Source organism: Chryseobacterium ginsenosidimutans (assembly GCF_039536845.1).
Classification (GTDB): Bacteria; Bacteroidota; Bacteroidia; order Flavobacteriales; family Weeksellaceae; genus Chryseobacterium; species Chryseobacterium ginsenosidimutans_B.
On the sequence record NZ_BAAAZJ010000003.1, the window covers coordinates 797845 to 819066 of the forward strand.

Annotated in this window: 18 protein-coding genes and 3 tRNA genes; 15 read left to right on the forward strand and 6 right to left on the reverse strand. The window is 34.1% G+C overall.

The genetic code is table 11. From position 1 onward, the window contains the following. Nucleotides 1–10: 10 nt before the first annotated feature. The 5 genes from ABD745_RS03670 (at nt 11) to ABD745_RS03690 (ending at nt 6409) form a co-directional block, all read left to right on the forward strand. Nucleotides 11–1465 carry a SusD/RagB family nutrient-binding outer membrane lipoprotein gene (locus ABD745_RS03670; RefSeq protein ID WP_344825353.1) on the forward strand — a complete coding sequence of 485 codons (1455 nt, stop codon included), beginning with the start codon at nt 11–13 and terminating at the stop codon, nt 1463–1465. Between the two features lie 116 nt (nt 1466–1581). Continuing rightward, complete coding sequence (locus tag ABD745_RS03675; protein ID WP_344825356.1) at nt 1582–3159, forward strand: calcineurin-like phosphoesterase C-terminal domain-containing protein; 1578 nt, start codon at nt 1582–1584, stop codon at nt 3157–3159. Between the two features lie 312 nt (nt 3160–3471). After that, nucleotides 3472–4185, forward strand: coding sequence for a 3-ketoacyl-ACP reductase (locus ABD745_RS03680; protein WP_344825359.1), 714 nt, complete (start codon nt 3472–3474; stop codon nt 4183–4185). A 542-nt stretch (nt 4186–4727) separates the two neighbouring features. After that, nucleotides 4728–5555 (forward strand): 50S ribosomal protein L11 methyltransferase, encoded by an 828-nt coding sequence (prmA, locus tag ABD745_RS03685; RefSeq protein ID WP_344825362.1) that lies wholly within the window; start codon nt 4728–4730, stop codon nt 5553–5555. A 17-nt stretch (nt 5556–5572) separates the two neighbouring features. Next, a complete protein-coding gene (locus ABD745_RS03690) occupies nt 5573–6409 on the forward strand; it encodes an SH3 domain-containing protein (protein WP_344825364.1) in 837 nt (278 codons plus the stop codon). 183 nt (nt 6410–6592) lie between these two features. Here the strand turns inward: ABD745_RS03690 and ABD745_RS03695 are convergent. The 3 genes from ABD745_RS03695 to ABD745_RS03705 all read right to left on the reverse strand — a co-directional run bounded on the left by ABD745_RS03695 (nt 6593) and on the right by ABD745_RS03705 (nt 6876). Next, nucleotides 6593–6666: transfer RNA gene (locus ABD745_RS03695), tRNA-Arg, on the reverse strand. A 32-nt stretch (nt 6667–6698) separates the two neighbouring features. Continuing rightward, nucleotides 6699–6773, reverse strand: a tRNA-Pro gene (locus ABD745_RS03700). Between the two features lie 18 nt (nt 6774–6791). After that, nucleotides 6792–6876: transfer RNA gene (locus ABD745_RS03705), tRNA-Ser, on the reverse strand. A 136-nt stretch (nt 6877–7012) separates the two neighbouring features. Between ABD745_RS03705 and ABD745_RS03710 the strand changes: the two genes are divergently transcribed. The 4 genes from ABD745_RS03710 (at nt 7013) to ABD745_RS03725 (ending at nt 11545) form a co-directional block, all read left to right on the forward strand. After that, the gene (locus ABD745_RS03710; RefSeq protein WP_344825367.1) at nt 7013–8041 is read left to right on the forward strand and encodes an N-acetylmuramoyl-L-alanine amidase; all 1029 of its coding nucleotides are present in this window, start codon (nt 7013–7015) and stop codon (nt 8039–8041) included. A gap of 72 nt (nt 8042–8113) precedes the next feature. Beyond that, nucleotides 8114–9514 carry an aspartate ammonia-lyase gene (gene aspA, locus ABD745_RS03715; protein WP_344825370.1) on the forward strand — a complete coding sequence of 467 codons (1401 nt, stop codon included), beginning with the start codon at nt 8114–8116 and terminating at the stop codon, nt 9512–9514. Between the two features lie 96 nt (nt 9515–9610). Further along, complete coding sequence (locus tag ABD745_RS03720; RefSeq protein ID WP_344825373.1) at nt 9611–10465, forward strand: glycosyltransferase family 2 protein; 855 nt, start codon at nt 9611–9613, stop codon at nt 10463–10465. A 33-nt stretch (nt 10466–10498) separates the two neighbouring features. After that, nucleotides 10499–11545 (forward strand): glycosyltransferase family protein, encoded by a 1047-nt coding sequence (locus ABD745_RS03725; protein WP_344825376.1) that lies wholly within the window; start codon nt 10499–10501, stop codon nt 11543–11545. Here ABD745_RS03725 and ABD745_RS03730 read toward each other — a convergent pair. The 3 genes from ABD745_RS03730 to ABD745_RS03740 form a co-directional block, all read right to left on the reverse strand. Further along, nucleotides 11538–13037: a polysaccharide biosynthesis protein gene (locus ABD745_RS03730; RefSeq protein WP_047402355.1), complete on the reverse strand. Its 1500-nt coding sequence runs from the start codon at nt 13035–13037 to the stop codon at nt 11538–11540. The genes ABD745_RS03725 and ABD745_RS03730 overlap by 8 nt on opposite strands. Nucleotides 13038–13048: 11 nt before the next feature. Then, nucleotides 13049–13840: an FkbM family methyltransferase gene (locus ABD745_RS03735; protein WP_344825383.1), complete on the reverse strand. Its 792-nt coding sequence runs from the start codon at nt 13838–13840 to the stop codon at nt 13049–13051. Between the two features lie 148 nt (nt 13841–13988). Continuing rightward, a complete protein-coding gene (locus ABD745_RS03740) occupies nt 13989–14654 on the reverse strand; it encodes a DUF2461 domain-containing protein (protein WP_344825386.1) in 666 nt (221 codons plus the stop codon). A gap of 274 nt (nt 14655–14928) precedes the next feature. Here ABD745_RS03740 and ABD745_RS03745 point away from each other — a divergent pair, with 274 nt between their 5' ends. The 6 genes from ABD745_RS03745 (at nt 14929) to ABD745_RS03770 (ending at nt 21219) form a co-directional block, all read left to right on the forward strand. Further along, on the forward strand, nt 14929–16641 hold the full coding sequence (locus tag ABD745_RS03745; protein ID WP_344825389.1) for a DEAD/DEAH box helicase: 1713 nt from the start codon (nt 14929–14931) through the stop codon (nt 16639–16641). A 150-nt stretch (nt 16642–16791) separates the two neighbouring features. After that, on the forward strand, nt 16792–17430 hold the full coding sequence (locus ABD745_RS03750) for a DUF47 domain-containing protein (protein WP_344825392.1): 639 nt from the start codon (nt 16792–16794) through the stop codon (nt 17428–17430). A gap of 17 nt (nt 17431–17447) precedes the next feature. Then, nucleotides 17448–18590, forward strand: coding sequence for an inorganic phosphate transporter (locus ABD745_RS03755; RefSeq protein ID WP_047402362.1), 1143 nt, complete (start codon nt 17448–17450; stop codon nt 18588–18590). Between the two features lie 103 nt (nt 18591–18693). Beyond that, on the forward strand, nt 18694–19665 hold the full coding sequence (locus ABD745_RS03760) for a polyprenyl synthetase family protein (protein ID WP_047402363.1): 972 nt from the start codon (nt 18694–18696) through the stop codon (nt 19663–19665). 86 nt (nt 19666–19751) lie between these two features. Next, nucleotides 19752–20711, forward strand: coding sequence for a GSCFA domain-containing protein (locus ABD745_RS03765; protein WP_344825400.1), 960 nt, complete (start codon nt 19752–19754; stop codon nt 20709–20711). Beyond that, nucleotides 20704–21219 carry a DUF4269 domain-containing protein gene (locus ABD745_RS03770; RefSeq protein ID WP_344825404.1) on the forward strand — a complete coding sequence of 172 codons (516 nt, stop codon included), beginning with the start codon at nt 20704–20706 and terminating at the stop codon, nt 21217–21219. The genes ABD745_RS03765 and ABD745_RS03770 overlap by 8 nt, the downstream gene beginning before the upstream one ends. Nucleotides 21220–21222: the final 3 nt, after the last annotated feature.

Below are 21222 nucleotides of genomic sequence, written 5' to 3' on the forward strand. Positions count from 1 at the left end.
ATTTAAAATCATGAAAAAATTACTTTTAAATACATTGTTAATTGCAGGAATTGGATTGGCTTCAGTCTCTTGTGACAGAAATCTGGATGAGGTAAACATTGATGAAAGCAGAATCAGCGAGCCTGTAGCTTCAAAATTATTGGTTCCGATCCAGTACAATATGTCTGCGATCAATTATATGAGAGCAAACGATTTCACTTTTGATATCATGCAGGTTTCTCTTGATTTTCCGAATGAAGGAAACTCTCTGAGCCGTTATTATATTACGGAAAACACAGGTGCCGGTTTCTGGAACAACAGCTACAAATGGCTGATGCAGATTAATGACATGAAAAAAGCTGCAATAAGAGATAATGATGTTAATTATCAGGCAATTGCAATGGTTCTTAATGCCTGGGTTTATTCAAATCTTACAGATACTTACGGTGATGTGCCATTTAGTGAAGCATCAAAGTTGGATGAAACTATTTCTAAACCAAAATTCGACAGGCAAAAAGATATTTACGTTAAATTATTAGACGATTTAAAAGCCGCAAATTCACTTTTTGTAACAACAAAATTGTTAACAGGATCTGACCTTTTCTACAAAGCAGAAAGCGATGTAAACGGAATTGTAAACTGGAAAAAATTCTGTAATTCTCTTTCATTAAGATTATTAACAAGGATTTTAAGCAAAAACGGAGAAGTTAATGTGAATCAAAGGATCTTAGAAATAATCAGTGATCCGGTAAAATATCCAATTTTCCAAAGTAATGCAGAAAGTACAAAAGTAAATGTAACGGGAGTTGCTCCACTTTTGCCCCCAATCGCAAGACCACAGGATTTTACAACAGGAAGAGCAGCTTCAGCATTTTTTGTAGAGACTTTAAAAGCAAATAACGATCCGAGAATGTCAATGTTCTTTGGGCAGGCTAAAGATTTGGCAACCAATGCAAATATTGGTTATAAAGGAGCTCCTTCGGGTTATGCTTATGGAACGGTTTTCACTTACCAGCCATCCAATATGAACCAAAACCTGGCAAAAGCTCCGTTAAACATTTTGGTTTATCCTTACGCTGAATTACAGTTTATCCTTTCAGAATTAGCTTACAAAGGAATAATCCCCGGAAATGCACAGACTTTCTACGAAAACGGAGTAAAAGCAACAATCGAGCAGTGGGGTTCCACGATGTCTGCAACCTATTTTACAAACTCAAATGTAGCCTACAATGGAAGTTTAGAGAGGATTATGCTTCAGAAATATGTTGCTTTATTCTTTGTAGATCAGCAACAGTGGTTTGAAAAAAGAAGAACTGGTTTCCCGGTGCTTCCAAATAATGGAGGACTTTTAAATAACGGAAATATGCCTTCAAGATTAATGTATCCTCCTAACCCAAGAGTTTTGAATACAGCAAATTATCAGGCTGCAGTTCAGCAAATGGGTGGTGATGATATTAATGTGAAAGTTTGGTGGAATAAGCCATAATTAATTTTAAAATTTAAAATAAAATATCACAACCTCTGCTGAGTTTTAATGTTCTTGTGAAAGTAAGGTCAAAAATTTAGCTAAGGTTGTGATAAAATTAAACAACTTAAAGTAAAATGAATATAAAATTCTTAATGCCGTGTCTGTTAATTTCAGCGATGGCATTCTCTCAAACCTCTGTTTCAGGATATGTATTTGAAGACAGCAATAAAAATCTTAAAAAAGAAAATAAAGAAAAAGGAATTGAAGGAGTATCTGTTTCTAACGGAACACAGGTTGTTTTAACGGATAAAAACGGGAGATACAGCTTGCCAATTCAGGAAAATCAGACGGTTTTTGTGATCAAGCCTTCAGGATATATGACGCCTGTGAATGGAAATAATCTTCCTCAATATTATTATCAATATAAGCCAAAAGGCTCACCTGCTGACTTTAAATATAAAGGATCTGCACCGACCGGAGAGCTTCCGAAAGAATTGAATTTTGCATTAAACAGGCAAAATGAAAGCAAAAACTTCGACATTTTGGTTTTTGGAGACCCGCAACCATACACAGAAAAGGAATTGGATTATTTTAAAAGATCCATTGTAAATGAGGTTAAAAATACCAAGAAAAATGCAGTGTTGGGAATTAGTTTGGGTGACTTGGTTGGAGATAACTTAAGCTTGCAAAAACCTTACGCAGATGTAATGAAAGAAGTTGGTCTTCCTTGGTACAATGTAATGGGTAATCACGATATGAACTACGATGCAAAAGAAGATTTGTTCTCAGACGAAACTTTTGAGTCGAATTTCGGACCTGCAAACTATTCTTTCAACTACGGAAATGTTCATTTCATTATTTTGGATGACATTTTGTATCCGGATCCAAGAGATGGAAAAGGATATTGGGGAGGTTTTCGTGAAGATCAATTAAAATTTGTTGAAAATGATCTTAAATTGGTTGATAAAAGCAAATTAGTTGTCGTTTCCTTCCATATTCCTTTGGAACATAAAAATGAAGATAATTTCAGAAATGCAGACCGTCAAAAATTATTCGATTATCTGACTCCTTTCCAGAATGCTTTGATCTTATCGGCACATACACACATCCAACAACAGATTTTCTACGGAAAACAAGCAGGCTGGAACGGTTCAAAAGACCTTCACGAATTTAATGCAGGAACAACCTGCGGTGATTGGTGGTCCGGAACGGCAGATGATGCAGGGTTACCGACTTCTACAATGAGAGACGGTACAGCGAAAGGATATTCTTTTATCAGTTTTAATGATAATCAATATAAAGTTAAATACAAAACAGCAGGAAAACCGGAAGATTATCAGATCGGTTTATTTGTTCCGAAAGCGATTCCGGGAAGAACTTCTGCAAAAATCTTGGCTAATTTCTTTATGGGAAGCAAAAAAGACAAGGTAGAATACAGAGTTGACGGCGATCAGTGGGAAGCAATGGAGTATGACGAAACGCTGGATCCAAACTTTGTAATGTCAGTTTTCAAATGGGATGTTACTCCAAATCTTTTGCCAGGAAGAAGACCATCAAACCCGGAAATGTCAAAACACATCTGGACAGGTGCTTTCCCTAAAAAATTATCATTAGGAAAACATAAAGTTGAGGTAAGAGCATTGGATATGTATGGAAATCAGTTCACAACATCACAAGAATTTGAGGTACAAACCCCGGTTCTTATTCCTTAAGTTTTTCATTTTTTACTATACTTTCAAAGAAACCGACTTCATGTGGAGTCGGTTTTATTTTTTTATTTAAATCTAAACCTAAATCTTCTTTAAACACAAATGAACACGAATGTTTTTCACAAATCTCACTAATATATTATGTTAAAATAAAACGGTTAATATTCACAATGTCATGCTGAACTTGTCGAAGCATCTGTTTTAATTCTAATTTTTCACATAAACTAGTGTCATTCGTGAAAAACATTTGTATCATTCGTGTTTAAACAAAAATCACTTTCGTAAATTTGCTTAAACGAATAAAATACTATTAAAATGAACATAAACGGAAAAAATGCCATCATAACAGGCGGAGGAAGAGGTCTTGGTAAAGCTGTTGCTTTAGCGTTGGCAAATGAAGGTGTAAATATTGGAATCACTGGCAGAAACGAAGGAAACCTTAAAATGACAGTTGAGGAAATCAAGAATCTTGGTGTAAATGCATTTTATGCCGTTTTCAGTATGGATAATGAAATTCATGTAAAATCAGGAATCGAATCTTTAGCCGGTCAATTAGGCGGAATCGATATTTTAATCAACAACGCAGGAATCGGAGATTTCGGATCAATCGAAGAAATGCCTTCTGAAACTTGGGAACAGGTAATTAAAACCAATCTTTTCGGTGTGTATTATGCAGCAAAAGCAGTTCATCCTTTCATGAAAGCAAAAGGAGAAGGAGATATCGTGAACGTCGCATCAACAGCAGGTTTGAAAGGTGGTCCGAATATGTCGGCATACGCAGCTTCTAAAGCAGCAGTGGTTTCTTTATCTCAATCCATGATGGCAGAATGGAGAAAACAAAATATCCGTGTAATCACATTGACTCCAAGTACAATCGCTTCCGATATGTCTATCCAAGGAGGTTTAACAGACGGAAATCCTGAAACTGTTCTTCAACCGGAAGATTTCGCAGAATGGGTAAGAGATATTTTAAAAATGAATAGAAGAGCTTTGATTGCTAATGGTTCTATTTTCTCGACCAATCCATAAAAGAAGAAGTTAGAATTTAGAAATTAAAAGTTAGTATTAGAGCTGTGAAAATTCCCCTTCCTTGAAGGGGTGGATTTTTGTGAAACAAAAAGACGGGGTAGTTAAAAAGCAATATTTGAAATCATCATACTTCAAATAAAAATTTAAAAACATCAATAGGAGCGGGCTTTAGCCCGCTTTTTCTATCTACGCATCTGTCATTGCGAGGAGTGGAGCAACGAAGCAATCTCAACAAACAAATTATTCATACAATTATCTATAAAGCTTGTCATGCTGAAAGCATCTAAACAAAGTCTTACAACAATATTTAACAGATTTTTCGCTTGTTTTGAGATTGCTTCGCTTTGCTCGCAATGACAAACTTTGTGTATAATCTTTGTTATGTGAAACGCCTTTGCGGACGAAAATATGTATGTCAATTTTAATAAATCTTTGTGTCCTTTGCCTTTAAAAAACATTTCGACTTCGCTCAATGTGACATCTCTAATACTAACTAATAAGATTGTGATGTTAATTCTTTATTTTTGCAACAAATTATTCACATGCAAAATTATTTAGAATTCGATTTCAAAATTTCTCCGCTTCAGCCTTGGAGTGATATATTGATGGCAGAGCTTATCGAGATAGGTTTTGACAGCTTCACGGAAGAATTGGAGGGTATTTTAGGATATATTCAGAAAGATTTATTTAATGAAAATGAATTGAAAGCTTTACCGCTTTTCCAAAATGAAGAAGTGAAAATTGAATACACTTTCAAGGAAATGCCGAACATCAACTGGAACGAAGAATGGGAAAAGAATTTCGAGCCTATCAATATTGATGATAAAGTGTTGATCAGAGCAGAATTCCATGAATCTGTGCCGGGAATGCACGAAATTATCATTCAGCCAAAAATGTCTTTCGGAACAGGACATCATCCGACAACGCATTTGATGATCCAGCAAATGATGGATATTGATTTCAATGGAAAAAAAGTTTTGGATATGGGTTGCGGAACTTCAGTATTGGCAATTTACGCAAAACAAATCGGAGCCGGGGAAACAAAAGCAATCGATATTGATGAATGGTCAGTCGAAAACTCAAAAGAAAATGCTGCAAGGAATAATGTTGAGCTGGATATCGAATTGGGAACTGCAGAAAATTTAGGAAAAGAAAATTACGATATTATTTTAGCAAATATCAATAGAAATATCTTGATTTCGGACATTCCGACTTATGTTTCTGTGTTGAATGATGGCGGAAAATTATTACTTTCAGGATTATGTTTCTTTGATGTAGACGATATTTTAGAAGTTTGCAAAGAAAACGGACTTGAACTGAAAAAACAACTTCAACGTGAAGAATGGGTAAGCTTATTGCTTGAAAAATAATTCACCAAAATATTAATATGAAAAGCTTTTTTACTGTTTTATTTTTAGTAATCGTTCAAACTTTTTCTGCACAGGAAGAAGTCTACGCCAATGGAATTTTCAATTTTGAAGAAAATAAAACACAGAAAATATTCACAGACCAGGCAAGAATCCGACAATCACCAAATGTCAGTTCTCAGATTGTAGATTCTTTGCAATCTAATCAACAGGTTTTAATTCTTAAAAAAGATGAAACTGTTTTACAATTGGGCGAAAGAAGTGCAAACTGGTACAAAATCTCTTATCAGAAAGATGATAAAATTTCTGAAGGGTATGTTTGGGGTGGAAATCTTGCTGTTGGTTACAGAAACAAAAACGGGTATGATTTTCTTTTCGGATTGACAAAAACAGTGGACAGAAAGGATAAGCAATTTAATCAAAATTTTAAGCAAAACATCGCAAGTATAAAAGTCATTGAAGGAAATACTTTGATTGATGAGGTTTCTTTTGATACGGGCTCGGGCGAAAGTTTGAGTTACGGAACATTCAATATAGAAAGTAATCATAAACTTCAAAACGTGGAGCTCACGTTGAAAGCTATGGTTTCCGGCGAGGCTTGTGGAATTGCAGCTTATGATCAATATGTTTTGTTTAAAGATAAAAAATTGATCGCTCTTCCTCAGCTTATGAATGTTGGTGATGCCGATGTTTATTATCACTCCGAAGAATTTGTTTTCCCGAATGATAAAGGCGGAGTTCCGAATGCTTTCATCTTTAAAATGGAAGAAATGGAAAAGGATGATAAAGATCGAGAAAAGAAAAAACGAGCTTCGAAAACTTACCTTTGGAATGGAGATTCTTATAAGTTGAAATAGAAGATTTTTAAAGATAAATCTAAAACCACTGTATATATTTACGGTGGTTTTTGTTTTGATAACTAATAATCAACTACAGGATTTTGAAATATCTGAAAAATGTCTGAAAACATTTTTGCACTATTAATAAAAATAGAAGAAACAAGTGAAATAAAAAAACTCACAATTTCTTGTGAGTTTTCGTGAGCGCGAAAGGATTCGAACCTTTGACCGTCTGCTTAGAAGGCAGATGCTCTATCCAGCTGAGCTACGCACCCATTGAATAGTTTTGAGAAAACTATTAAAACTGTCGGGGCGGCAGGATTCGAACCTGCGACCTCCTGGTCCCAAACCAGGCGCGATGACCGGACTACGCTACGCCCCGAAAAGATATATAAAAAAGCGGAGGGTAAGGGATTCGAACCCTTGCGACACTTTCGCGTCGACAGTTTAGCAAACTGCTCCATTAACCACTCTGGCAACCCTCCTGTTTATCTTATTTTTTAATGATCGTTGTTCCGTTATTGCGAGTGCAAATATAGAACAGATTTCTTTATTTACCAAATATTTTTCAAGAAAAATTTGTGTATTTTTGAGCTGATAACTCATTAAAAAAACAAACCAATGCGTAAGACATTATATATCATCGGATTAAGCGCTTTTGTTTTTTCTTGTACTTCACAACAGAATGCGAAAAAAAAACAATATATCCCCAGAACTCCCGTGGTACAGCCAAAAACGGCAGTAAAGACACCAGGTTCTGAAAAGCCAAAACCACAAATTACATCCGAACACGGAGTAGAGTTTTTTACGACTAATATAGCAGATCCTACAAAGAATGATAACACCGCAAGTTATGGTTCTATAGTTTCTGCAAAACCTGCAGGCTACAAAGTAGTGAAAACATATTTTCCTGCTGTAGGACAAAATTTCAGACAGAGATATTTGATCTTGCATTATACTGCGTTGGCGGATGATAAATCGATTACGGCTTTAACGCAGCAAGCGGTGAGTGCTCATTATTTAGTGAACAATACCGGAGACAATGAAATTTATCAATTGGTTGACGAAAACAAACGCGCTTATCATGCAGGAGTAAGCTCTTGGAGAGCAGATAAAAACCTTAATGATACCTCAATAGGAATTGAGATTGTAAATATGGGTTTCACGACTGATGTGGCTGGAAAAAGAACTTTTGCACCATTCGACGACGCACAGGTGAAAAAAGTAGCAGCCTTGGTGAAAGATATTGCAGCGAGATATAATATTCCGGCGACTAATATTTTGGCACATTCGGATATTGCTCCGACAAGAAAACAAGATCCGGGACCTTTATTTCCTTGGAAAAAATTATATGATGAATATCAAATCGGGATGTGGTACGATGAAGCAGTGAAACAAAGCTTTTACGATTTCGAAACTTCTACCGACTTTCAGGTTAAATATAACGATCCTACATTTATTTTCAATGTTCAGACTCAATTGCAAAAATTCGGTTACGGATTGGACCTGAGTGGAAAATGGGATGATGCCACAAAGAAAACAATAGAAGCTTTCCAATACCACTTCCGTCCACAAAATTATGACGGAATTCTGGATGCGGAAACATTCTCAATACTGCAGGCTTTACTACAAAAATATCCGATAAAATAAATAAACTAAAGCGCATCGGTTTCGGTGCGTTTTTGCTATATTTAAAACCTTAAAACACTTAAAAAATCTGTAATGGAAAATTTCAGAAAAGAGAGCGATTTATTGGGCGAATTAGACGTTCCGGTAAATGCTTATTATGGAGTACAGACGCAAAGAGCGATCAATAATTTCAAGATTTCGGGGCAGCTTTTATCTTCTTATCCCGAATTCATCAAAGGATTGGCTTTCGTAAAAAAAGCCGCTGCAAAAACCAATTATGAACTTGGCTTGCTTGATGAAAATTTATACTTCAAAATTGCTGAAGTTTGTGATGAATTAATTAATGGTCAGCTTCATGAGCAATTTCCGGTAGATATGATTCAGGGTGGAGCGGGAACTTCTATTAATATGAATGCCAATGAAGTAATAGCGAACAGAGTTTTAGAAAAATTAGGTAAAAATAAAGGTGAATATGAATTTTGTTCACCAAACGATCATATCAACCTTTCTCAATCGACAAATGATGCTTATCCTACGGCAATTAAAATGGGATTGCTTCAGATGAATGTTGATTTGGTTGAAAAACTTGAGAAAATAGTTGATACTTTCAGAGCAAAAGGAGAGGAATTTCAGGATGTGATCAAAATGGGCAGAACGCAGCTTCAGGATGCCGTTCCTATGACAATGGGGCAGGAATTTGAAGCATTTGCAGCTACTCTGGAAGAAGATATTTCTAAATTAAACAACAATGCAAATCTTTTCGTAGAAGTAAATATGGGAGCAACTGCCATCGGAACAGGGATAAATGCTCCGGTTGGTTACGCAGCACTTTGTGCAAAAAATTTAGCTCAATTAACAGGTTTTCCTGTAGTTTCTGCACCGAATTTGGTTGAAGCAACTCCGGATACAGGTTCTTACGTGATTTATTCTTCAGCAATGAAGCGTCTTGCAGTGAAATTATCGAAAATCTGTAATGATTTAAGACTGCTTTCTTCAGGACCAAGAGCCGGACTTTCAGAAATTAATTTACCGCCGATGCAGCCGGGATCATCAATTATGCCTGGAAAAGTAAATCCAGTAATTCCGGAAGTAGTTAATCAGGTTTGTTTTAAAGTTTTTGGAAATGATCTGACAGTTACTTTTGCTGCAGAAGCCGGACAATTACAGTTAAACGTAATGGAACCGGTACTTTCTCACGCGATTATGGAAAATATTCACTTTCTGGGTAACGCTTTGGATACGCTTCGTGAAAAATGTATTGTCGGAATCACGGCAAACAAAGATGTTTGTTTAAACATGGTAAAACACAGCATCGGAATTGTAACGGCACTGAATCCGTACATCGGCTACAAACAGTCAACAGCAATTGCAAAAGAAGCGTTGGAGACGGGGAAAAGCGTTTATAATCTGGTGTTGGAAAAAGGACTTCTTTCTCAGGAAAGGCTGGACGAAATTCTTGATCCTAAAAACATGCTGAAACCGCATAATAAGTAAAATAAAGGATAGGTGATAAATGATAATCCGTAGATTGAAATTTTAAATCTCTTATTCATCGTTTGTCACTTATTCATCATCATTTATAATTTAAAAGTGAAGTTTTTAATCATAATTCCTGCGCATAACGAGGAAAATAATCTTTCATTTACACTGGATTCTTTACAACTGCAAAGTTTTAAGGATTTTAAAGTAGTGGTTGTCAATGATGGATCAACGGATAAAACTTCCGAAGTCATTAAAAAATATACGGATAACGATTCTAGATTTGGAACTGTCAATCTTGAAAAATCTGCACATCAACCGGGCTCAAAAGTAGTTAATGCTTTTAAGAATGGTTTGAATACTCAGGATATTAAAGAGTTTGATATCATTTGTAAATTTGACGCAGATATTATCTTGTCGGAAAATTATCTGAAAACTATTGAAGAATCTTTCCAAAATAACCCGAAATATGGTTTGATTGGCGGACTTTTATATGTTGAAAAAGAGGATAATTGGGTATATGAAGGAAATTCTAACAAACATCACGTTCGCGGTCCGATGAAAGCGTACCGAAAAGAAAGTTTTATCGAGATGGGCGGTTTGCGTGAAACATTAGGCTGGGATAATATCGATTCTATTTTGTTGGAACACTTAGGCTGGAAAGAAGTTGTAATTCCTGAATTGCACGTAAAATTAATCAAAGTAAAAGGTGCAGATTATACGATAAAACCTGCAGATTATTACGGAAGATATTTTTATTTTTTAGGTTTGAACAGATTTTTAGCGTACATCGCATCCTCAAAAGAAGCTATGAAAAGCAAATCGGTTTCTTTTTTCTTTAAAATTATCAAGTCCTACGAAAACTGCCGTTCTCAAAAACTTGAATTAAAAATATCAAAACAAGAGCGAAAAATCATCAATGATAAACGTTGGAAAGCCTTTAAAAAGAAATGGTTTAACATTTGATTCCGGAGTTTTATATTTGCTAAAAAATATCAGTTGAAGAAAATTGCCTACATCGAAATAGACAATCACCACGCGGAAGTGGCATTGTCTTTTATGGATATAATGGACGATTCGCAAGAGTTTTCCGTGGATTATTATTTCTCGGAAAAAATCAAAAATCAGGTTGGAAGAGGAGATTCTGTCTTTATTTCCGACAGCTCGACGATTTTGGATGACTTGAAAACAAAAAAATATGACCTGATTATTATTGGGACTGTTCATCGCTATTTTAATACTTTTCAGGCTATTACGGAAAAATATAATACTGCCGTTATTGTTCATAATCTCAATTTCATCAATACTTCTAAGTGGAATCTGCTTAAAAATATTTTTAAAGGAGATATGGTGTACAGATTGAAATTATGGTGGAAAGAAGGTTTATTTTATTCATCAAAAATATATCAGAAAGCGAAAAATATTTTGGTTTTAGATGAGGAGTTTTCTTCCGGGAAATTAAAATTTCTACCGATTTTTTATACCAAAAACTACGAAAAAGAGGCAAATCAGGATTCAATAATCGTTATTCCGGGAGGAGTTTCTCAGAAGAGAAGAGATTACGATCATGTTTTCAAAATTATTGAAAACTTAAAAACTGATGAAAAATTTACATTCGTATTTCTTGGAAAAGCAAAAGGCGGTGAATTGGAACACTTGGAAAAATTATCCCAAAAGTTGCCTCAAAATATCAGCATTAAATATTTTCCGGAAAGAGTTTCTGCAAACGATTTTGAATTCTGGATGGAAAAAGCCGACATTTTGTGGTGTCCTATTCAGCAGGAAATAGATTTTTTTAGCCAAAAAGAAATTTATGGTAAAACAAAAATGACCGGAAACTTAGGAGATGCTATAAAATTCGGAAAATTGGCTGTTTTTCCTGAGAATTATTCATCCAAACTAGAGTTTATTGTTCCTGAGCATGAAAATATAATTGAGCAATTTATGAAGCTTAAAAACAGTGATTTCGATTTTCAGAAAAAATATAATAAGAAATCAGTTCAGGAAAATCTGGAAAACGTTTTAAACAGCTTGATTTCTATTTAAATTTAAAGATACTTTTGATAAAATTTTTGTTTAAATAATCTTCAATAGGAAAGACTTTGGTGAAATAATTTCCAATAAAAATCAAGATCAAAACTACGGCAGGTTTGTAAATTAGATTGATAAAATTATTGTTGAAATTCGGTAAAACAATCGCCACCGTAATCGCTAAAGTACAGATTATCGAAACAAAAATCATCTCAATACTTAAAGGTGAAACCTTGAATACAAAATAATTGAAAGCAATTTTAATCACATTGTACGTTGTAAGAGAAATCGCAGTGGATAAAGCAATTCCGATCAGTTTTAAATCTGTGTTTTTTAGAAAATAAAAGTTTAAACCAATTGTTAGTCCTGCCAATAAAAGCATTACTATAATATTAAATTTGTAATATTTTGAAAGAGAAATGATGTTCCCGTTAAATCCGGTTGCCAAATCTACCAAAACCGCTGATCCCCAAATCCAGACTACAGGTTCATATTCTCTTAGCATCACTCCGCTTTTCGGCATGAAATAAGTGAGATAAGGAAATCCAACCATGATACACGAAAACAGGACTGCTCCTAAGAAATATAGTGTAAGTGAGGTTTTTTTATGGAATTTGTCTAATCCTTCCATGTCGCCATCAGCAAGATTTTTGCTGATAATCGGTGCAGAAATATTGAATAAACCCAATTGCGGAATAGAAATTAAAGAAATCAAGGCATAAAGTATAGAATAAATTCCATTTTCTTCCATTCCCAGAAATTCTCCAATCATAAAGTTGTTGATTGCGAGGTAATTACCAAAAGTCCCTAAAAAGCCAAAAAAGCTGTAAGCCGCAAATTCTTTATAAAGATTATCTTTTTTAAAATAGTCTGTACTGAAATCAAGTTTAATCTTTTCCAGCTTATTGGTATAGAAAATATATCCGATAAACATTAAGAAAAACATTCCGAAGAAAAATATCAATGCTGTTCTTTCAGGTATTGATGAGGTTTCTGTGTAGTGTGAAGCTAAAAATATGAAGATCAGGAAAGCTCCAAGGTTGGCAATTTTTGGAAAGAGATTGTCGAAAATATTCGAAACAACAATTCTTTTATAATTTGAAATATATTTATTGAAAATAGCACAAAATGAAAGCATTAAGGTAAGTGGAAGAATGACTTCTTTGATTTTCCAGGCTTTCATATTTTTAAATCCCGGAAAAATATAGGGGAGCAGGAAAAAAACAGCCAAAAACAAAATAAAATTAATAAAAACGGCAGCCAATGAAAGCGAAAGCATATTTTGCCTTTTTCCGTCTTTATCTACCCTGTTAAAAAATTTTACATTGGAATAAGAAATCCCGAAAACAACAAAAGGTACGAGCATTTCGGCAGTTGGCATGATATATCTTAATGTTCCGTAGAACTCAAGATTATTTGTGAAAATAAAAATCGAAAAGGTGCCCAATAAAAAGCCAATATAGCCAATGATAGAGTATTTGAATCCTTGCCTTGCTACTACGCTCATGACTTTTTTTATTAGTTTTTTGGAATAAAAATAACGTTGTTGATGTATTCTGTTTTATTTTTTTCGTCGTTTGTGTTTTTTAATAGAATTTCTTCTGTTAATTTCTCAAGCTCGAAATTATGTCTGTTTAAATATTTTGCATCATAACCCCAAGATTCAACCTCAGAAATTTCTTTCCAAATAGGTGTTTCATGATGTCTCTGTTCCATTTCGACCATCATTGTCGGGGTAAATCGTTTAATAATCTGTTTTGCTCCGTAAAGCGTCTTCATTTCATTTCCTTCAACATCTATCTTGATGAAATCCAGTCTGTTGAAATGTTCGATTGCAGCCCAATCGTCAAGTTTAATTACTTTTACCTTTTCCGTATAGCTTTTTTCTTCACCTTTTTCTTTGAAATCAGTGTTTAGCGTTCCTCTGGATGCGACTATTTTTCCGTTGATAATGGGAACTTTGAATTCCGCAGTAGTATTTTCATCAGAAAGCGCCAAAGGAAGAACCCTCATGGTAGGAAACAGTCTTTTCAGACGTCTGTAAAGTTTTTTGTTAGGCTCAAAAGCGTAAATATTTTCATGATTCAGCCTGTTTTGAAGCTGATACAGAAAAGTTCCTACGTTAGCGCCAATATCCAGAATAACAGCATTTTTGGGTAAAAATTCTTTGATCCAGACCAATTCCGGTTCTACATTTCTTGCAGAAAAATTATCTTTATTAAGGTTATTTAAGCTCTTAAAATATCTTTTTTTATAAAAATTCGGACTGATATATTGTAGCTTTTCAGCAATTTTTTGGTACAGGGACATTCTTACTTTTTTGACAAGAAGCAAATATAAGGAAAAATGTTAAACTCGTGTTAAATTTGAAGAATTCTAATAGTTTGATTATCAAATAGAAATGTGAATTTAATTTTTGTTGAAATATTTATTTGTATTCTGTATTAAGATTTGTAGTTTAAAGAAACGGTGCATTAAGGAAATCGTTCAGAGGCTTCATTAATTTGAAAATTTTTGTCAGATTTTTTACTGCGTTTTTATCCAAAATTTCCTCATCTTTCAGGTAATAAACGACAATAAAGTTTTTGAGTTTTAAATATTCTCCCATCGGATCTTCTTTTTCGAAACCCTGCGGAATTTTTTTCAGTTTATCATCCTGATCAAGCTCAGGAAAGTGTTTTTTGAAATCTTTATTATTTAAAATTTTAAGAAAATCTTCTCCATATAAAGAAATCTCTTTTCTCAGTTCTTTTAAAACAGAAGATTCAGGCATGTAAATTCCTCCTGCGATAAACGATTTTCCTGGCTCCATATGAAGATAATAGCCGCCTTTCTGGCTTCCTTTTCCCATTCCCAAAGAAGCTCCGAAATTGGTTTTGTAAGGAATTTTGTCTTTCGAAAATCTTGTATCGCGATAAATTCTAAACAATGATTTTTTAGCATCAATTTTTCCTAATTCTTCATCAAATTCAGACATTTCGGTGAGTAAATCTTCAAGAAAGGCAACTATATTTTCCTGAGAATCGGTATAGAGGCTCTTGTTTTCGTTGAACCATTCGCGGTTGTTATTCGTTGTTAGTTTTTTTAGAAAATCAAAAACTTTCGGAGAAATAGTTGCAGACATATTTTTATTTTAATCAAATTTAAATAATTCTGTTTACAAATCAAATGGCAATTATTTTTTTGACAATTCATAATTTTAAGTAATAAAACTACGGTATTTGATAAATGAGATTGTTTTTGAAAAATCATTAAATTAAAAATAAAAAAATTACGTTTTTTCTGTTGAAATTTGAAAATGATTATGGTTTTATAAATTAAAATTATTATATTCGTAATATTATATAAAACGAAATCCAAATATTTGTTGTATCTTTGCAAAAATTTTAAAATATTTAATGAATTTATTTACGGAGACCAATTTAAGTCCTGACATCCTTAAGGCCATTGGCGAACTGGGTTACGAAAGCCCGACAGAAATCCAAAAACAGACTATCCCTTTCATTCTTTCAGATATTCGCGACTTGATCGCACTTGCGCAGACGGGGACAGGCAAAACAGCAGCGTTTTCGCTTCCGATTTTGGATATGATTGACGCAACGAGTCGCAAAATCCAATTTTTGGTGCTTTGCCCGACACGAGAATTATGTCTTCAGATTACAAAAGACATTAAAAACTATTCTAAGTACATGAAAGACATCAAAACTACGGCAGTTTATGGTGGAAGCAGTATTATGGATCAAATGAGGTCTCTTAAGGACAAACCGCAAATTATTGTGGGAACTCCGGGTAGAGTGATCGACCTTATTAACAGAAAAGCTCTTGACTTTTCAGAAATTCACTGGTTGGTTTTGGATGAAGCAGATGAGATGCTTTCAATGGGTTTCAAAGACGAATTGGAAACAATTTTAAGTGAAACTCCTGAAACAAAACAAACTTTCTTATTCTCGGCGACGATGAGTAAAGAAGTGGAGAGAATTACCAAAAATTATTTGACAAAACCACACAGAATTTCTGTGGGTTCTATTAACGAGGTTAAGAAGAACATTAAGCATGAATATTATGTGGCTGGTTACCGTCAGAAAAAAGAAGCTCTTAAGAGACTAATTGATTCCAACCCGAATCAGTATTCTATTATTTTCTGCAGAACAAGAATGGAAACTCAGGAAGTTGCCGATTTCTTAATGCAGAATGGGTATGCAGCAGATGCTCTTCACGGAGATTTGTCTCAGGCTCAGAGAGATACGGTAATGAAAAAGTTCAGATTGAAAAACATCGATATTCTTGTAGCGACAGATGTTGCAGCAAGAGGGTTGGATGTAGACTCTCTGACACACGTTGTACATTATTCTTTACCTGATGATCCGGAAGTATTCGTTCACAGAAGTGGTAGAACGGGTAGAGCAGGAAAAGACGGTATTTCTATTTCTTTAATTAAACCTGAAGAAAGCAGAAAACTGAAACAAATAAAATCGGTTACCAAAATTGAGATCAACGAAGCTAGAATTCCTACGGGAGAAGATATCGTTAAAGCTCAGGTTGGAGGTGTTTTTGAAAGCTTATTCGAAGTACACGAAGACTTCTTTGAATTTGATGATTCATTAATTCCTGATTTGTCTGCCTTTACAAAAGAAGAATTGGTACACAAGTTACTTCAGTTCCAGCTTAAAGATCTTGCATTGTTCTACAAAGACAAACAAGACCTTGTAGACATGAAACTAAGCAGTCGTGACGATGACAGAGGTGGTAGAGATCGTGACAGAGGAAGAGACCGTGACAGAGGCAGAGACCGCGACAGAGGAGACAGAAACGAAAGAAGCGGAGACAGAAGAGAGCGTAGTGCAAAACCGAGAAGAAAGAATGAAGATATGGTAAGATTCTTCTTCAATCTTGGTAAAAAAGATCAGTTGAAAAAACTTGACGTTTTGGATATTATCAATAAAGCTACATCAAACGGGAAAAGCAAAAAAAGAGCAGAAATTGGCGATATTGAAATTTTAGAGAAATTTTCTTTCTTTGAGATCGAAAAATCATTCAAAGGAGATCTTTTAAGCAATATTTCTACAATGAAATTCAGAGGAAAAGATATGAGAGCTGAAGAAGCTAACTAAACTCATTCTCAACTATATAAACCGGCTTTCGAGCCGGTTTTTTTATTTAAAAAGGATAGGTTAATTCAATGTTAACAAAACTTAACGTCATATGCTTTTTGGTAAGGCTCTTTTTTAAGAAATTTGCACTCAAATTATAAAAACTTAAAAATGGGAATTGGTAATATTTTCCACGCTTTTCAACCCAAAGATAAAATCTTCTTTGTACTTTTCGAAAAAGTAACAGAAAACCTTGTAGCAATGTCTGAGGAATTCAATACAGGTATCAAAGACTTTGATGTAAATGATGATACAATGTTGAAGAAAATGAGCGACTACGAACACAAAAATGATGAGCTGACTCACGAGATCTTCATAGAATTGGGGAAAAACTTCATTACTCCTTTCGACAGAGAAGATATTCATACATTAGCAACAGGATTAGATGATATCGCAGACTATATCTACGCTTCTACAAAATATATTTTCTTATACAAGTCGCCTGAAATGAAAGCATATTCAGATTTCTCTTTATTGATCCACAAAGCATGTCTTGAAATTCAGAATGCAATGAAAAACCTTAAAGGTTTCAAAAACATGGAGCAGGTAAAAGAAGCTTGTATCAAAGTAAATTCTATTGAAAATATCGCAGACGATTTGTTATCAAATTCTATGGTAGAATTGTTCGAAACAAATGATGCGATTAACATTATTAAAATTTCATCTGTACTTAATTATCTTGAAATAGTAACTGACAAAGCAGAAGATGTTGCTAATACTATCGAGAACATCATGATTAAATACGCTTAAACAATTATAACAAAAAAATGGAATTTCCGATTTTACTTACGGTTATTATTGCTTTAGCTCTAATCTTCGATTATATCAATGGTTTTCATGATGCAGCCAATTCAATTGCAACAATTGTTTCTACAAAGGTTTTAACGCCTTTTCAGGCTGTTCTTTGGGCAGCACTTTGGAACTTTGCCGCATTTTTCTTAGCAGCTTATGTTATAGGTGAATTCAGAATTGGAAACACTATCGCTAAAACGGTTAATGAAAATTTTATTACTCTTGAAGTTATCTTTTCAGGTCTTGTAGCAGCAATTGCCTGGAACCTTTTAACATGGTGGTTTGGGATACCTTCTTCATCTTCGCATACATTAATCGGAGGTTTTTTGGGAGCGGCATTAATGCATGCTTTTATGCTGGATTATCATGACGTTGTAGCATCACAGCCTGATCTTGGATTATTTGAAACATTAAAACATGCTTTCCACCAATTGACGACTCAGAGTGTGGTGAAATTTGATAAAGTAATTCCTATTTTCCTGTTCATTTTCATGGCTCCGATTATAGGGATGGTAATCTCAATTATTATAACATTAATTATTGTTCATATTTATAAAAAATCAAACCCATACAAAGCAGATAAATCTTTCAAAAGATTACAGCTTGTTTCTTCGGCTTTGTTCAGTTTAGGACATGGTTTGAATGATGCTCAGAAAGTAATGGGGATTATCGGTGCAGCTTTGATCTATTATCATGTTGAAATGTTACATGATCCTGTTTATCTTAGTATTCCATCAGCAGGACGTTTTGATTATTTTGCTCAGCATTATCTTTGGGTTCCTTTGGTTTCTTTCTTAGCAATTGGTTTAGGAACAATGAGCGGAGGCTGGAAGATCATCAAAACAATGGGAACTAAAATTACAAAAGTAACTCCATTAGAAGGTGTAAGTGCAGAAACAGCAGGTGCAATCACGCTTTTCATTACAGATCAGTTGAGTATTCCTGTTTCTACAACGCACACAATTACAGGTTCTATCATCGGGGTTGGTTTAACGAAAAGAATTTCTGCAGTAAGATGGGGAATTACGGTAAGTCTTCTTTGGGCTTGGGTTCTTACAATTCCTATTTCAGCAATTGTTGCAGGAGTTACCTATCTTTTAGTGACATTTTTTTCTTAAAATAAAAATTTAAATTAATAATATAAACTTTGCTCGTTTGGGCAAAGTTTTTTGTTTTATAAAGCCTCGAAAAATTGTATTTTTGCTTAAACTATTAAAATTTATGGAATTTTTAGACAAGTACCAACAGATTGTTGCTGATGCCATTACAAAATATACTTTTAAAGACAAACCTGCGGAGCTGTATGAACCGATGAATTACATCATTTCTCACGGAGGAAAACGCCTTCGTCCGATTATGGTTTTAATGGCTTGCGACTTATTTGGAGGTGATCTGAAAGAAGCAATTAAGCCTTCTTTGGCGATCGAGTTTTTCCATAATTTTACACTGATCCATGATGATATTATGGACGAAGCACCTTTGAGAAGAAATAAGCCTACAATCCATACTTTACACGGGATTAACGTGGGAATTCTTTCCGGAGACGGATTAATGTTAAAAGCTTACAAGTTCTTCGAAGATCTTGAACCCGAGATTTTTAAAGCGTGTATCAGAATTTTCACTCACACAGGATTGCTTTTATGTGAAGGTCAGCAATATGACATCAATTTTGAAACTCAGAAAGATGTAACTTTTGATGATTATATCAGAATGATTACTTACAAAACAGGAGTTTTAAGTGCTTCTTCATTCGAAATCGGAGCATTGATCGCAAAAGCAAATTTTAAGGATGCAAAAGCGATTTTTAATTTCGGAAAACATATCGGTATTGCCTTCCAGATTATGGATGATTATCTTGATGTATTCGGAGATCAGGCACAATTTGGTAAGAAACATGCAGGAGATATTTATGAAAATAAAAAAACGGTTCTTTACTTGATGGCAAGAGAACATGCGACAGATGAGGAAAGAAAAGAATTGGATTACTGGTATTCTAAAAAGACGGATAACATCGACAAAGTTTATGGTGTAGAAAAGATTTTCAGAAGAACAAAAGTGGACGAAAAAGCATTGCGTCTAATCGAAAAACACAACGAAATCGGACAAAGCTATCTTAAGAAAATCGATATTCCGGAAGATAAGAAAAAGCCTTTTGCAGAACTGGCAAATTATTTATTGAGAAGAGAGAGCTAAATTAGGTAATAGGATTTAGGGCTTTGGAAAGAGTTCCTTAAACGGTAAAAGCTAAGCCCTAACTTCTAAACCCTAATCCCTATAATATGAAATTCAGGACGGAAGTTGACATACAAGAATCGCAGAAGAAAATTGAAGTTGAAGATAAAATATTTTCAATAGGTTCCTGTTTTGCTTCCGAAATGTCGGATCTCTTTCAGCAGGGGCAATTACAGAGTATAAATAATCCTTTTGGAACGATTTTTAACCCGTTTTCGATTAATAATTCTATTAAAAGGCTTCATGACGCTGAGTTTTATCAGGAAGAGGAATTAATTACTTTTAACGATGAATTTATCTCCTTAGATCATCACACAGGTTTTGATACGCGATATATTCATCAGACTTTAGAGAAAATCAATTCAAAGCTGGAAGAGGGAAATTCTTTTCTTCAGAATTCAAATTGGGTTATTATAACGTACGGAACTTCATTTATTTATGAATTTGTTCCCAAACAAAAACTGGTTGCCAACTGCCACAAAATTCCTCAAAAGTTTTTTGAAAAAAGATTATTAACACATCAGGAACTTACAGATTCTATGTACAATACGATTTTAAACTTAGAGGATATTTGTAAGGATGATGTTCAGATTTTGTTTACTGTTTCTCCGGTTCGCCATACAAAAGACGGAATGGTTGAAAATCAGCTGAGTAAGTCGAAACTGATTACAGCAATTCATGAAACTATTTCGCAATTTGAAAACTGTCATTACCTTCCGGTTTATGAGATTCTAATGGATGATTTGCGGGATTATCGTTTCTATAAAGATGATATGATTCATCCTAACAATCAGGCGGTTAATTATATTTTTGATAAATTCGGAACTGCTTATTTTTCTGAGGAAACGAAAGATTTTATTAAAGAAAATTTTAAAATTAATAAAGCTTTAGAACATAGAACAGACGATGAAAAAGATCCCAAATACATTGAATTTAAAGAAAAGCTAAGCCAAAAAATCGAAGCTCAGCGACAAAAAGTAAAACATAAAATATTTTTAAATGATTGATTTTACTACAATTGATTATTTGAAGAAAGGAAACGAAAAACAGAAAAGAGCCTTTGAAGTTCTTGCTAAGTATAAGTTATTTGAAAAACTAAAGGATTATTCACCAATTTTAGCCGGAACAATTCCTATTGAAATTGATATTGAAGCTAGTGATCTGGATATAATTTGCGAAGTTAAAAATGAGAGTGATTTTATTGAATTTTTAAATCAAAACTTTCAGGATTACAAAAATTTTATTCTTGAGAAAGTAACAGCTAATGATGAAAAATCAATTGTTTTAAATTTCATGCTGGAAGAATTTCCCATCGAAGTTTTCGGACAAAATAAACCTACGACTGAACAAAATGCTTATCGTCACATGATTGTCGAATACAAAATATTACAGGAAAAAGGAGACGATTTTAAGCAAAAAATAATAGAATTAAAGAAGAAAGGGATAAAAACAGAACCTGCATTTGGAATATTGCTGGGTTTGAAAAATCCTTATGAAGATCTGCTAAAATTTTAAAAA